Consider the following 14,316-nt stretch of genomic DNA (forward strand, 5'->3'; position numbering starts at 1 on the left):
TCACCCGAACCTTCCAGTGATGTAATCTTCTGTCGGTTTCATCTTCGGATTCTCAAATATCTGCTCAGTTTTGCCATATTCTATGATATCCCCTGTGAGGAAGAAAGCAGTGTGATCTGATATCCTTGCAGCCTGTTGCATATTATGTGTGACTATCACTATGGTATATTTCTTTTTGAGCTCCATTATAAGCTCTTCTATCTTGGAGGTGGATATTGGATCAAGGGCACTGCAAGGTTCATCAAATAATATTACTTCTGGTCTAACAGCCAGGGTTCTTGCAATACATAGTCTTTGTTGTTGTCCTCCACTTAGATCAAGAGCAGATGTTGTCAATCTTTCGGCAACTTCTTCCCACAAAGCTCCTGATCTTAGGGCATCTTCTACCACTCCATCGATGTCTTTTTTAGCAACACCGTGTATTTTAGGTCCATACGCAATGTTGTCTTGGATAGACATCGGAAATGGGTTTGGTTTCTGGAACACCATGCCTACTCTTTTTCTTAGATCCACTACATCAATATCCTTGGAGTAAATGTCCTTATTGTCTATTTTTACGCTGCCTTGTATCCGACAATTCTTTACAAGATCATTCATTCTGTTAAGACACCTTAGAAATGTAGATTTTCCACATCCAGAAGGCCCTATTAAGGCTGTAACACTGTTCTTAGGTATATCAATAGAAACATCGTGAAGTGCATGGTTTTCACCATACCATAGATTAAGCCCTCTTACTTCTATCTCGGTATGGTTTCCTTTATTAGGTTCTGACATCTGCTTACCTCTTTATTAATTTCTGAGCTTTCTTCTATAATGTCTCCTTATCATGACCGCTATCATGTTGAAACTTAGGACTATGGCCAGCAGTACCAGTGCAGTACCATATTGTATAGGTCTTGTTTGAGCTATATTGGTGCCAGCAGTTGCAATTACATACAAATGATAAGGAAGTGCCATGAATTGGGAGTATATTGAATCAGGGAGCCTTGGAAGGAAATACGCAGCTCCTGTTAACAATATAGGTGCGGTCTCTCCTGCAACTCTACCTACTGCAAGGATAATGCCTGTTATCATTCCTGGAATAGCAGGAGGCAGTACGACCTGTCTGATAGTCTGCCATTTAGTGACTCCAAGTGCCAGTGAAGCATAGCGGTATTCTTCGGGTACAGTTATCAGTGCTTCCTGGCTTGCTCTGATTATGATCGGTAGAGCCATTAGTGCAAGGGTCAGCGCTGAAGCTATCAATGACGCTCCATATCCCAGATACTTCACAAACATCGCAAGTCCGAAAAGTCCAAACACAACGGATGGTGTTCCTGCAAGGTTGATTATAGCCATTTCTATGACCCATTTGGTTCTACCCGGTTGTGCATATTCATTGAGGTATATAGCAGATAGTATCCCTACAGGTAAAGCTACAATCATCGATCCAATTATCAGATATACTGTTCCCAATATAGCAGGATATATCCCGCCTTCTGTCATTCTGTTCCTGGGCATCTCTGTGAGGAAATCGATGCTAAGGACACTATATCCATTTATGATTATTTGCAGAAGTATTATTGCAACCAACGCTGCTACCAGGGCAGTTCCTAATTTTAGAAAGGAAAAAGCTATCCTCTGATCACGTTTCGCTTTACTTGTCATTGTCCTGCCCCCAGGTTGAATCTATATTTTCTTTTTATGTATTCTGCAATAATATTGGTCATTAAAGTGGTTATGAACAGTATGGAACCTATTGCAAAGAGTGCATAGAAATGTTCACTGCCTTGTGGTACTTCTCCCATTTCCAATGCAATGGTGGCAGTCATAGTCCTCACAGGGGCAAAAAGCCCATCCGGGAAACCAGGTATTATTGCAGTGTTTCCTGTGACCATCATCACTGTCATTGTTTCCCCTATGGCTCTTCCAATGCCCAGCATCACAGCAGCAGATATTCCAGACAGGGCAGCAGGGATTGTTACTTTGTAAATAGTTTGCCATTCTGTAGAACCCAGGGCAAGAGAGCCTTCTTTTATTGCGCGGGGTACTGAGCTGATTGCATCTTCAGAAATGGATATGATCGTAGGTAATGCCATTATTCCTAATATTATAGAACCAGCAAGTGCACTTTGTCCTGTAGGGAGGTCTAACGTGTTCTGAAGTAGTGGGACTAGGACTACAAGGCCGAAGAATCCATACACAACTGAAGGAATCCCGGCGAGGATCTCTATAACAGGTTTAAGCACATCTGCTTCTTTTGCCCCCGCAAGCTCTGAAATGTATATAGCCACTGCAATTCCGAGAGGTACTGCTAAAACAATAGCTCCAAATGTAACTATTATTGACCCGAATAGTAACGGCAGCAATCCGAACTGATGTGGTTGGGATGTAGGGTACCACCGCGTACCTGTAAGGAATTCTATTAATGGGTATTTCTGGAATAGAGCAAGCCCATCTTTAAATAAAAAAATACAGATGAGGAGAAGGATAACTACTGCTGTAACTGCTGAGAGATATAGCAGAGATTCGATCGCTTTTTCTCTGTAATGTCCAGTTGTCATTTCAGATCCTTTTTCTTGATCTTATTAGATTGCAGGGAAGTACCCTACCTCAGAAACTATTGACTGCCCCTCGGCACTCATCACATAATCCATAAATTCTTTTGTAAGTCCCTGGGGTTCGCCGTTAGTGTAGTAAAATAGCTTCCTTGCCAATGGGTATTCTCCCCTGAGGATCTTTTCTTGGGTTGCGGGCACGAATATCCCATCTCCTCCATCAAGTGCAAGAGCCTTCACACTGTTATCTACATATGCATACCCTATATATCCGATAGCTCCTTTGTTCTGGGCTGTTTCCTGGACGATGGCTCCGGTTGCAGGTTGAACAAGAGCATCCTGGCGGTATTCGCTTTCTCCAAGAACCTCTTCCTTGAAGTATTCATATGTGCCTGAGCTACTATCACGGCTGATCACAGTAATTTTTCTGTCCTCACCGCCAACGTCTTTCCAGTTACTTATATTTCCATCGTAGACGGCTTTTAGCTGTGCGAAAGTCAATTGGTTTACAGGGTTCTCTGGATGTACAACAACTGCAATTCCATCCCATCCAATTGTGGTTTCTAGTGGATTGATACCTTTTTGTTTTGCTTGCTCTATTTCTGAGTCTTTCATTGACCTGGAAGCCATGGCTATTTCTATTTCACCATCTATAAGAGCAGCTATTCCCACTCCTGAACCCCCGCCAATTACTGTTATACTTTTGTCAGCATTCTTGAGCATAAACTCTTCAGCTTCTGCCTGAGACAGTGGAAGCACAGTGTCAGATCCTTTTATCATGATGCCTTTTTCATCAGTCGTATCTTCAGAAGCACTTGATGTGTCTTCTGTGGTGCCAGCTTCTTTATTGTTATCTACACAGCCAATCCCTGCAAATGTGAACCCTATAACAAGGAACACAGTTATAAGGATAAGTGTTTTGTAAAGTCTTGTTCGTTTGAACATGATTTGTCTCCTCTTTATTTGTGTTTTTCAATCTGAACATACTATATCTGTAGATAAGTATTCTGTAAATACAATATATTGCTCTATACATTCTATGGGGTGCTATATTGTTCATATTTTCTATATAGTTAATTTATACTTAAACACTCATGGTTTGTAACTTATGAACGGTAAAATCAAATTCAATAGGTAGTTACGTCAATACTATAAGTTTCAAACAAGAGGTTAACAACTATAATTTTCATAATTTATTCTACTTTGATCAGCAACAAAGTAAATTTAGTTGTTTCAATGCAACCAATTCTCTATAAAGAACAAAAGTACCAAATAGGGTAATTGAAATAATAATAAACATGCCAGATCTACTTATTAAGAATGCCAAGATATTTTATGACAATTATCTTCAGCCTGCAGAAATAGTAATAGATGAAGGAAAGGTCATCAAGATAGCAAAAGAAGCCGATGTCATAGCTGGTGAGGTAATAGATGCAGCAGGTTCTCTAGTTCTTCCTGCAGGGATAGATGTCCACGTACATTTCAGAGAGCCAGGGCTGACTCACAAAGAAGACTGGTATACTGGCTCATGTGCTGCAGCGGCAGGCGGTATAGCAACGGTGGTGGACCACCCTAATACTATTCCTCCCACAATTGACAAAAAATCCTTTGAAGAAAAGCTCAAGCTTGCATCTCGTAAATCCATTGTAGATTTTGGTATCCACGGAGGAGTCACAAACAACATTGAAAAATTAACAGAGTTGTGGGGGGAAGGGGTCACAGCATTTGGTGAGATATTTATGGCTGAATCCACCGGGGGTCTAAACATCGATGAGATAACACTTGAAAAGGCCTTAGGAATATTGAATGAATTAGGGGCAATTGCGGTCATTCATGCAGAAGATGATACCATCCGCTTGGAATGTGAGGCTTTATTAAAAAATGATATGTCACCTTCTTCTCATTCAAGAGCAAGGCCTAATATATGCGAGGCTACAGCAGTGCAAAAAGTCGTGGATCTTCTTAGGAAGACCGGTGCAAGAGGTCACATCTGCCATGTTAGTGCTTTTGAGTCTGTGGGTGTGCTAGGCAGAGACAGGTATATTGCACGGGAAAAAAGTCTATCACCTATCACATGTGAGGTCACACCTCATCATCTTTTCCTTTCTACCCGGGATTGGGAAAGACTGGGTTGTTATGGTAAAATGAACCCACCTCTCAGGGACCGCAGAAGTGTGAAGTTTCTCCTGAACTCACTGAATGACGGAACCATAGATATTGTTGCATCAGATCATGCTCCTCATTGTGAAAGTGAAAAAGACATGGACATAAAGACAGCTCCATCAGGAGTTCCAGGAGTGGAAACTTTAATGCCTTTGATGCTCATGGCAGTGAAAAAGAATCTTCTTCCGCTGGGGCGTATGGTAGATGCCACAAGTGCTGCTCCAGCCAGGATATTTGGTCTGGACAGGCATTCTAAAGGCAGGTTAAAAGTAGGTTTTGATGCTGACCTCATTATTGTGGACACAAAAAAGGTTACTACTATAAAAGGCGAACTTTTGCATGGAAAGGTGGGCTGGACTCCCTTTGAAGGGGTTGAAGCTATCTTCCCCGATATTACGATATCAAGGGGTAATGTTATATGGGATGGCGAGATATCGGCCCCCCGTGGGCGAGGAAATTTCTTGCCCGGAACAGGAAAGTACATGGCAACTAGTGGCCATCATTGAGGATTCCATGAGCATAAAACCATAACCTTTTAAATATATAATACATATATTATGTTCATGGTGTTGTGATGAAATCCAAGTTCGCTATTCATACTACTCTAAGCAGCGATGCTATTAAGGTTCTTGAAAGATATGAGAAGGACCTAGGTGCTAAAAACGTAGTATTAGAGAAAGCTTTACTCAATCTGGATAACAGTCGATTCAAGGCTAAACTTGATACACAAAACATTGACAGGTTACTCAAAAGAGTTCCTACTGGAGTACCTGGATTGGACGAATTTCTTGAGGGAGGTTTCCCAAAGGGTTTTTCAATTATAGTAACAGGACCTCCAGGGACAGGTAAAACTACTTTTTGTATGCAATTCCTAATGGAAGGTGCAAAGAATAGTGAGCGATGCATTTTCTTCTCATTCGAAGAAAGGGCTCAGCAGCTAGTACAACATTTCATGAGATTTGGCTGGGACATAGGTAAGTATATTGATGATGGCTATCTGGAGGTTTTCGGTATATCTATGCTCACTTCTGAAGAGATGATCGAAATTATCGAATCCCATAAACCTGATAGGGTTGTATTTGATTCTCTTAATGTATTTACGGCTCCTGATGAGTTCAGGAGGTCAACCTCATGGCGTGCTCTGCACAGATTGCTTAAAAAGGAGAAGATAACTTCATTGTTGGTAACCGAAAAGACGCATGGCATAGAGGAAAAACATTTTGATGACTATGATTTTCTGGGAGATGGCATTGTTTTCCTTGATTTCATTCAGACAAACGATATCGATACTACTCCAATGCCTGTAATGGCAATACAGAAAATGAGGGCTACGTGCATAGAGCGCACTCCACAACCTTTTAGGTTCACTGCTACAGGCATTGCTAAATACCGAGCATTAAACATTCCTCAAAAGATCTTACAAGACAAAATAGATCAGCGTCGTACGGAACGGGATTTAGGTATAGTATGATATGAGGCTTGATATCAACGCTACAACATAAATAGCTTTAAAGCTTCCCGTACCTCCTATGCTAATATATGCACTTCCATTTTTTTCCCCATCTAGCGTTAGCAGAGAAGCTATATATCCTGCCAGTATTCCTAATATGCTTGAAGTGAAGATAACGCTGTCTGCATTATTTGGAGAAAGTATTAATGCAAGGGGGAATGCTATTATTCCGATATAGTCGGGTATCTCTATCCCAACTCCATCTATCATCTCTGATGCAAGAAATGTGATCACAGTGATTATCAGGGCAATTTCTAAGGATTCGGTGATTGGTCCTGTTATCAGCAAGTATACAACAGCTACTAAGGGGATAATCACCCCTGCAAAATTTATAGTCAATTTTGTATCAAATACTCTTTCTTTAGGAGTTATGAGTTCTTCTGATACGGGCACACTGTATATTTTTTCTAGAACAAGAGCATTCTGGGAAAGGAGCTCGGCTTTTCTAGTGCGCATGCTGGTTATTGGTATTTCTATGTTTCTTGTGACCAACATGAGGAGAAGCATGACAAAAAGTGGAAAAGAGGTTATGGAACCAATGCTTATCTTGTTCTCATAACAGAGGATAGCTATAGGTAGCAGTATCGATCCGAATATTGCGATCATTTTGAGTTCTGCACGGTTAACATATCCTCTCATTCCTTTCCTCCGGCTATGTCTGTGGAATCTCTAAAGTTGAGATCGAATCAACATTTGTTTTTTCTTTTCCAGGAGTCCATATACCTGGCCGTGGGTTGCACCACCTATCAACATCTCGATGGCGGTTCTAATTATTTGATTCTGTTCAGGGGTACCTAAGACACTTACAGTTTTTCCATAAACGGAAATTTTTACGCCAATCATGCTTTCCATTATCTCTCTAGTCTTTCCGGCCTTTCCTATGATACGACCCTTTAGACGTATCATCTCTTGGGGGGTACCTGCAGAATTTGACAGATCTATGGTTTCAAGCATCATCATCTCATCATCCATCAATACCATGGCTTTTTCTGGGTTGAACCCTCTAGCTATGGCTTGGATGACATCCGGTGCTCTCATAGATTGAATAGGGTCTTCCCCGGGTATTATCTCCACAGTACCGTTCTCACTATCAATGGCTATAGTAGCTGTTGATAATTGCTCTATGAGGGTTTTGACCTCTCCCTTTGGGCCGATTATTGCTCCTATTCTGTCCTGTGGTACTTTAATGTGAGTCATGGTTATGCTCCTTTTTATCTTTTGTCACGAATGTATAAAATTCATTTTCATCGGATTTTATTCCGTATTTTTTAAAATAACGTACAATGTTCTGGATATCCCTGCGCAGGAATTGGTCAGCCTTTGGGTGTTCAGGAGTTACTGACTGTCCCATGTCTATCAATATCGGCTCCATTTCTTCGGTCTCAATTAGCACGTTATATTCACTCAGGTCTGCGTGTATAAGTTCTGCATCCATATAGAGCCTTTTAATATAGTCCCTGAGTATATCATATACTTTTTTGGCAGTTGCCTCTTCCAGTTGCACGTCTTTTAAGAGCGGATATGGTTTTTCGTCCTTTCCAGCAAATTCCATTACAAGTATATTCCTCTCAGTTAAGACAGGCTTTGGGACCTTTATCCCTACTTCATGTGCTCGTAGTAGATTGCGGTATTCTTTTTTTGTCCAGGCAAAAACTATCTCTTTTTTTGTATGTCGTATGTCTCTGAAGCGTGGGTCTCCCAGTATATAATCTTCCATTGAGTTGAAAGTACTGGAATTGATACGATATATTTTGACTGCAAGGCTATCTTCCCGGCCATCTGCTAGGAATACATTCGCTTCTTTTCCTGTGCTTATAGACCCTCCTAAAGCTTCTATTATACCTTTGTTGGAAAGTGTGTATAATGCTTTTAATGTTGCTTCATCAAAAACATTTTCAGTGACTTTTGTCTTTTCGCTATCTTTCTTTTTGATCCTGCCGCTATCAACTAGCGTGTCCATGGTTTTGATTTGGTCTTCGATAGCTTTTTTCATATTTTATCGGCTCTTTAAAAATCCTTTGCGTTCAAGCCAGTTAACCTGTGGGCGTGTATACTTCCATATGACGTCTGCCTTAGTGTCTTGAAAATCCCAGGGTACAGCTATGACTATATCTCCCTCTCTTATCCATGTTTTTTTCTTCATCGAACCTGGGATCCTCCCCATTCTTACAACACCGTCCATACACCTAAGTTTCACCCGATTAGCACCAAGCATATTCTCTACTACAGCCAATACCTCTCCTTGGTCCTTACGAGGTGTACGCACTCTGGTTGTGCTGCTTTCAGGGTTTTCGAAATCGCTGCTATTAGGTGACAGTTTGATTCCTCTTTAAGCTTCTTATTTTATATGTATTATTATGGTTGCATAGAATAAGTGTGTTTGCTATACATTGCGTATTGTTAAAGTTTGTGAACATATGTCGTTAGATTTTGTGCTGTATTGAAGTACAATTTCTGTGACTAATTTCTACACACTCCTCATTTTATAGGTGTGATATATTTATATATTATCACGTTCTTTAGATACATCCTCGCGGGGACATAGGCGTTCTCGCGTAATCGGTCCATATTCGCTCATTATTTGCATGATGTGGGTTGATAAGAAAGTATATATACGTTGAAGGCGTATAATTACAATCTCGAGTATGGTGGTGAATTTCGCCGTAATGTTCGTTTTGTTACCTGCCTTGCGAAATCGGAAGGTATATATAGCAAGACGTGCATTATGGTGATTCCCGCACAACAACTGTTGTGCGTGACAATCACCGCTTTATCGTAAGTGGAGACAGGAGTTATTTCTTGTCTGACGTTGGATTTGGCAGTTCGATTAATTCTGGTCGGTAGTGTTTCATTATCGAAAGGAATTAACGAATTTATGCGTGCAAGAAATTCTCAGTGAATTTCCTGAACAATTCCGATATAGACTTCCAAATTTTGAACCAATGTGTGTGATCAACAATTCTGGTTGATCCTGCCAGAGGTCACTGCTATCGGTGTTCGACTAAGCCATGCGAGTCAAATGTTCTTCGTGAACATGGCGTACTGCTCAGTAACACGTGGATAACCTGCCCTTAGGTCTGGCATAACCCCGGGAAACTGGGGATAATTCCGGATAGATCATGGATGCTGGAATGCACCGTGGTCGAAAGCTTTTGTGCCTAAGGATGGGTCTGCGGTCTATCAGGTTGTAGTGGGTGTAACGTACCTACTAGCCTACGACGGATACGGGTTGTGGGAGCAAGAGCCCGGAGATGGATTCTGAGACATGAATCCAGGCCCTACGGGGCGCAGCAGGCGCGAAAACTTTACAATGCGGGAAACCGCGATAAGGGGACACCGAGTGCCAGCATCCTATGTTGGCTGTCCATATGTATAAATAACATGTGTTAGCAAGGGCCGGGCAAGACCGGTGCCAGCCGCCGCGGTAACACCGGCGGCCCGAGTGGTGGCCACTATTATTGGGTCTAAAGGGTCCGTAGCCGGTTTGGTCAGTCTTCCGGGAAATCTGACGGCTTAACCGTTAGGCTTTCGGGGGATACTGCCAGGCTTGGGACCGGGAGAGGTAAGAGGTACTACGGGGGTAGGAGTGAAATCTTGTAATCCCTGTGGGACCACCAGTGGCGAAGGCGTCTTACCAGAACGGGTCCGACGGTGAGGGACGAAAGCTGGGGGCACGAACCGGATTAGATACCCGGGTAGTCCCAGCCGTAAACTATGCTCGCTAGGTGTCAGGGACGGTGCGACCGTTTCTGGTGCCGTAGGGAAGCCGTGAAGCGAGCCACCTGGGAAGTACGGTCGCAAGGCTGAAACTTAAAGGAATTGGCGGGGGAGCACTACAACGGGTGGAGCCTGCGGTTTAATTGGACTCAACGCCGGAAAACTCACCGGGGGCGACAGCAATATGTAGGTCAAGCTAAAGACTTTACCAGAATCGCTGAGAGGAGGTGCATGGCCGTCGTCAGTTCGTACTGTGAAGCATCCTGTTAAGTCAGGCAACGAGCGAGACCCGTGCCCACTGTTGCCAGCATGTCCTTCGGGATGATGGGTACTCTGTGGGGACCGCCGATGCTAAATCGGAGGAAGGTGCGGGCTACGGTAGGTCAGTATGCCCCGAATCTCCCGGGCTACACGCGGGCTACAATGACTGGGACAATGGGCTCCTACCCCGAAAGGGGATGGTAATCTCATAAACCCAGCCTTAGTTCGGATCGAGGGCTGTAACCCGCCCTCGTGAAGCTGGAATCCGTAGTAATCGCGTTTCAACATAGCGCGGTGAATACGTCCCTGCTCCTTGCACACACCGCCCGTCAAACCACCCGAGTGAGGTATGGGTGAGGGCATAGACATTGTGCTGTGTTCGAACCTAAATTTTGCAAGGGGGGTTAAGTCGTAACAAGGTAGCCGTAGGGGAATCTGCGGCTGGATCACCTCCTAAGCGACCTGCAAACGCAGGTCAGCACAACCGACCAGAAATCGAAAAACTGCCAAATCCAAAAAAAGGATAAGCTGGTGAAGAGAAAAGGGCTTGTAGATCAGTTGGAAGATCGCTGCCTTTGCAAGGCAGAGGCCCTGGGTTCGAATCCCAGCAAGTCCATGTTAGTGCACCAAGCGAGTAATGTTGCTTGGGAAGGATGAAGTGTTCGATACATCGAATCGATCATGATGAGATCATGTACAAGTGTGCATATCAGACGTTTACTGGAATTAGTAAGGTGGACTCTGGTAATTATACCGTCAGGTGGATGGCTCGGCTCAAGCGCTGATGAGGGACGTGCCAAGCTGCGATAAGCCTCGGGTAGGAGCATGGATCCAATGAACCGAGGATGTCCTAATGAGGCCTCTTAATGCGTTTTACGCATTGATCAGTAATGATCGGGAACGCTCCGAATTGAAGCATCTTAGTAGGAGCAGGAAAAGAAATCGAAGAGATGCCGCTAGTAACGGCGAGTGAACACGGCAAAGTTCAAACTGAATCCCACCAGAAATGAGTGGGAGATGTGGTGTTATAGGCTTTTCCTAAAGGTCCTAGTTAACTGAAATCGAACTTCTCTGGAACGTGAGACCATAGAGTGTGATAGTCACGTAGGTAAAGGTTAACGGATCTGGGTTAAGTCCTGAGTAGCGTGGGTTGGAATTCTCGCGCGAATTTGGGAGGCACCAACTTCCAAAACTAAATACGACTTGAGACCGATAGCGAAGTAGTAGGGTGACCGAAAGCTGAAAAGTACCCCAAGAAGGGAGGTAAAAAGCGCCTGAAATCTGATGGTGATAGAGCGTTATGGCGTGAAAGGATCTTTGATACGAAGGAAGCAGTCGCGAGGCTGTTGTACGAGTATCATTGCCGACGTCATAACTTACGTTTTGAAGAACGGGCCAGGGAGTATATCCAAGTGGCGATGGCTAACCTTTTACGTGGGAAGCCGGAGCGAAAGCAACATGCGCGCAACCTTCGGGCCAGGCGCGACGTATACAAGTGCGTGGAGTCACTGGGGTATGACCCGAAGCCGGGTGATCTAGGCGTGGGCAGGTTGAAGCGTGGCGAAAGCTACGTGGAGGACCGCAAGCGGTATTGATCTGCAAATCATTCGCGTGACCTGCGTCTCGGAGTGAAAGGCTAATCTAACCCGGCAACAGCTGGTTCCTTCCTAAACATGTCGTAGCATGACCTGATCTGAGATAGTCGGTGGAGTAGAGCACTGATTGGCGATCCCGGGGGAGAAATCCTTCGCTCACCTGTCAAACTCCAAACCCACCGTCGTCGTAGAAGATCGGAGTCCGGGCTACTGGGGTAAGCTTGTAGTCCGTAAGGGAGACAACCCAGCCCGTGGTTAAGGTCCCCAAATGTCGACTAAGTGTTAATACTAAAGGGTGTCCCAAGCCCCAGACAGCTGGAAGGTTAGCTTAGAAGCAGCTATCCTTTAAAGAGTGCGTAACAGCCCACCAGTCGAGGTTTGGGGCCCCGAAAATGGACGGGGCTCAAGTCGACTACCGATACCACGGAGCACCGCAAGGTGATCTAGTAGGAAGGCGTTGCGCTCGGGTAGAAGCAGGGCTGTGAAGTCCTGTGGACCGTGCGGAAACGAAAATCCTGGCAATAGTAACAGCAAAGTCAGGTGAGAATCCTGACCACCGAAGGGGCCAGGTTTCCTCGGCAATGTTCGTCAGCCGAGGGTTAGTCGGTCCTAAGACGTACCGTAATTCGAGTACGTCAAAAGGGAAACAGGTTAATATTCCTGTACTATCCAACAATAAAACTGACGTTTTTGGGCAGGCTGAGCAGCGCCGTCGCGCTGTCTAAGCACCGAAATCCATGGAGAGCCGTAATGGCGAGAAGTGGATGAATGTGTAATGGCGTAAGTCAGTTGCACCCGGGAACCCGTGAAAAGGGAGTTGGATATCCGTACCGAGAACTGACACAGGTGCCCCTAGCTGAAAAGGCTAAGGTGTGTCGGAGTAAACTGGCTAAGGGAATTCGGCAAATTGGCTCCGTAACTTCGGGATAAGGAGTGCCTGCTGTGTAGACAGCAGGTCGCAGTGACCAGAGAGCTCTAACTGTCTAATATCAACATAGGAAATCGCAAACCTGTAAAGGCTAGTACGATTTCTGAATCCTGCCCAGTGCAGGTACCTGAACCCCCGGTTCAACGGGAAGAAGGGCCTGTAAACGCGGGGGTAACTATGACCCTCTTAAGGTAGCGTAGTACCTTGTCGCTTAATTGGCGACTTGCATGAATGGATTAATGAGAGTTCTACTGTCCCTAGCCAGAGTCCGGTGAACTTTACAGTCTAGTGCACAGTCTAGAGACCTCTAGGGGGAAGTGAAGACCCCGTAGAGCTTTACTGCAGCCTGTCGTTGGCTTGTGGTTTTGGATGTACAGTGTAGGTAGGAGACGTCGAAGCCGGTGCGCCAGCATTGGTGGAGTCGCCATTGGGACACTACCCTTCTGAAATTACGATCCTAACTCCAACGGAGGACATCGATAGGTGGGCAGTTTGCCTGGGGCGGGACGCCCTTGAAAAGATATCAAGGGCGCACAAAGGTTGACTCAAGTGGGTCGGAAACCTACTGAAGAGTGTAAGAGCATAAGTCAGCCTGACGTTATTCAGCACAGTAGTGGATGACGAGACGAAAGTCGGTTCTAGCGAACTTTTGTGATTCCCGCTTGGTGCGGGCCAAAAATGACAGAAAAGTTACCTCGGGGATAATTGAGTTGTTGCCGGCAAGAGCACATATCGACCCGGCAGCTTGCTACTTCGATGTCGGTTCTTTCCATCCTGGCCGTGCAGCAGCGGCCAAGGGTGAGGTTGTTCGCCTATTAAAGGAGATCGTGAGCTGGGTTTAGACCGTCGTGAGACAGGTCGGTTACTATCTACTAGAGGTGTATGCAGTCTGAGGGTAAGTTGCTTTTAGTACGAGAGGAACCGAGCAACGGCGCCACTGGTCGATCGGTTGTCTGACAAGGCATTACCGAGCAGCTACGCGCTAAGGAATAAGAGCTGAAAGCATCTAAGCTCGAAATCTAACCTAAAAAGAGACTGCTTTAAGAGTTCCGGTAAAAGACCGGTTTGATAGGGTCGGGATGTAAGCATCAAGGCAACGAGATGTTCAGTCCGCGGCTACTAACCACTCGTGCCTGTCTGCCCTGCTAATTCCAGACGATATCTGATATGTGTACTGATAGTACGTGATCTAAATGAAAGGTTTTATATGTAATCTCATCATTTGAACTCCGCTAGTTGCCAAGGTGGCGGAGCGGCTACGCAATCGCCTGCAGAGCGATACCATTCCGGTTCGAATCCGGACCTTGGCTCATTCCCTTCATCAGAGTAAGAGTATAGCGGCCATAGCGGCAGGGCAACTCCTGTACCCATTCCGAACACAGAAGATAAGCCTGTCCACGTTCCGCACTGTACTTAAGTGCGCGAGCCTTTGGGAACTACGGATCGCTGCTATGCTCACTCTATGATTTAAACACTATCTCTTCTAATTTCTAAACAAATGCAGTCTAAATTCTACTTCTTTTGATATAGCTATTAAACTATAATCTAAGCTGTTGTTTTATTTATGCTACAATTATTTGCTGTAGGCAAAAGTTTTATTGGAGG

10 protein-coding genes, 2 tRNA genes and 3 rRNA genes are annotated in these 14,316 nt (G+C 44.6%); 7 read left to right on the plus strand and 8 right to left on the minus strand.

What is annotated here, in order from left to right; all coding sequences use genetic code 11:
• From pstB to METHO_RS01115, 4 genes are read right to left on the minus strand one after another with little or no spacing between them, the layout of a single operon-like run.
• A complete protein-coding gene (pstB, locus tag METHO_RS01100; RefSeq protein ID WP_015323674.1) occupies positions 1–774 on the minus strand; it encodes a phosphate ABC transporter ATP-binding protein PstB in 774 nt (257 codons plus the stop codon).
• A 15-nt stretch (positions 775–789) separates the two neighbouring features.
• On the minus strand, positions 790–1,647 hold the full coding sequence (pstA, locus tag METHO_RS01105; RefSeq protein WP_015323675.1) for a phosphate ABC transporter permease PstA: 858 nt from the start codon (positions 1,645–1,647) through the stop codon (positions 790–792).
• The gene (gene pstC / locus METHO_RS01110; RefSeq protein ID WP_015323676.1) at positions 1,644–2,543 is read right to left on the minus strand and encodes a phosphate ABC transporter permease subunit PstC; all 900 of its coding nucleotides are present in this window, start codon (positions 2,541–2,543) and stop codon (positions 1,644–1,646) included. Before pstC ends, pstA begins: the two co-directional genes overlap by 4 nt.
• A 24-nt stretch (positions 2,544–2,567) precedes the next feature.
• Positions 2,568–3,482 (minus strand): PstS family phosphate ABC transporter substrate-binding protein, encoded by a 915-nt coding sequence (locus tag METHO_RS01115; RefSeq protein ID WP_015323677.1) that lies wholly within the window; start codon positions 3,480–3,482, stop codon positions 2,568–2,570.
• Positions 3,483–3,835: 353 nt separating this feature from the next.
• Between METHO_RS01115 and METHO_RS01120 the strand changes: the two genes are divergently transcribed.
• A complete protein-coding gene (locus METHO_RS01120) occupies positions 3,836–5,206 on the plus strand; it encodes a dihydroorotase (RefSeq protein ID WP_015323678.1) in 1,371 nt (456 codons plus the stop codon).
• Between the two features lie 68 nt (positions 5,207–5,274).
• Positions 5,275–6,171, plus strand: coding sequence for an RAD55 family ATPase (locus tag METHO_RS01125; protein ID WP_015323679.1), 897 nt, complete (start codon positions 5,275–5,277; stop codon positions 6,169–6,171).
• Here the strand turns inward: METHO_RS01125 and METHO_RS01130 are convergent.
• The 4 genes from METHO_RS01130 to eif1A all read right to left on the minus strand — a co-directional run bounded on the left by METHO_RS01130 (position 6,157) and on the right by eif1A (position 8,533).
• The gene (locus METHO_RS01130) at positions 6,157–6,816 is read right to left on the minus strand and encodes a DUF1614 domain-containing protein (RefSeq protein ID WP_245546309.1); all 660 of its coding nucleotides are present in this window, start codon (positions 6,814–6,816) and stop codon (positions 6,157–6,159) included. The two genes, METHO_RS01125 and METHO_RS01130, sit on opposite strands and share 15 nt — an antisense overlap.
• A 63-nt stretch (positions 6,817–6,879) precedes the next feature.
• Positions 6,880–7,407, minus strand: coding sequence for a KH domain-containing protein (locus tag METHO_RS01135; protein ID WP_015323681.1), 528 nt, complete (start codon positions 7,405–7,407; stop codon positions 6,880–6,882).
• Positions 7,394–8,203, minus strand: coding sequence for a serine protein kinase RIO (locus tag METHO_RS01140; protein WP_015323682.1), 810 nt, complete (start codon positions 8,201–8,203; stop codon positions 7,394–7,396). Before METHO_RS01140 ends, METHO_RS01135 begins: the two co-directional genes overlap by 14 nt.
• A 3-nt stretch (positions 8,204–8,206) precedes the next feature.
• A complete protein-coding gene (gene eif1A, locus METHO_RS01145; RefSeq protein WP_015323683.1) occupies positions 8,207–8,533 on the minus strand; it encodes a translation initiation factor eIF-1A in 327 nt (108 codons plus the stop codon).
• Positions 8,534–9,168: 635 nt separating this feature from the next.
• Between eif1A and METHO_RS01150 the strand changes: the two genes are divergently transcribed.
• The 5 genes from METHO_RS01150 (at position 9,169) to rrf (ending at position 14,166) form a co-directional block, all read left to right on the plus strand.
• Positions 9,169–10,643: ribosomal RNA gene (locus tag METHO_RS01150) — 16S ribosomal RNA — on the plus strand.
• A gap of 88 nt (positions 10,644–10,731) precedes the next feature.
• Positions 10,732–10,804, plus strand: a tRNA-Ala gene (locus METHO_RS01155).
• Between the two features lie 120 nt (positions 10,805–10,924).
• Positions 10,925–13,852: ribosomal RNA gene (locus METHO_RS01160) — 23S ribosomal RNA — on the plus strand.
• Positions 13,853–13,949: 97 nt separating this feature from the next.
• Positions 13,950–14,021, plus strand: a tRNA-Cys gene (locus METHO_RS01165).
• A 23-nt stretch (positions 14,022–14,044) separates the two neighbouring features.
• A 5S ribosomal RNA gene (gene rrf / locus METHO_RS01170) occupies positions 14,045–14,166 on the plus strand.
• The 16S, 23S and 5S rRNA genes sit together here with 2 tRNA genes alongside, the layout of an rRNA operon.
• Positions 14,167–14,316 lie beyond the last annotated feature (150 nt).

Origin of the sequence: Methanomethylovorans hollandica DSM 15978, assembly GCF_000328665.1 — an archaeon.
GTDB lineage: Archaea > Halobacteriota > Methanosarcinia > Methanosarcinales > Methanosarcinaceae > Methanomethylovorans > Methanomethylovorans hollandica.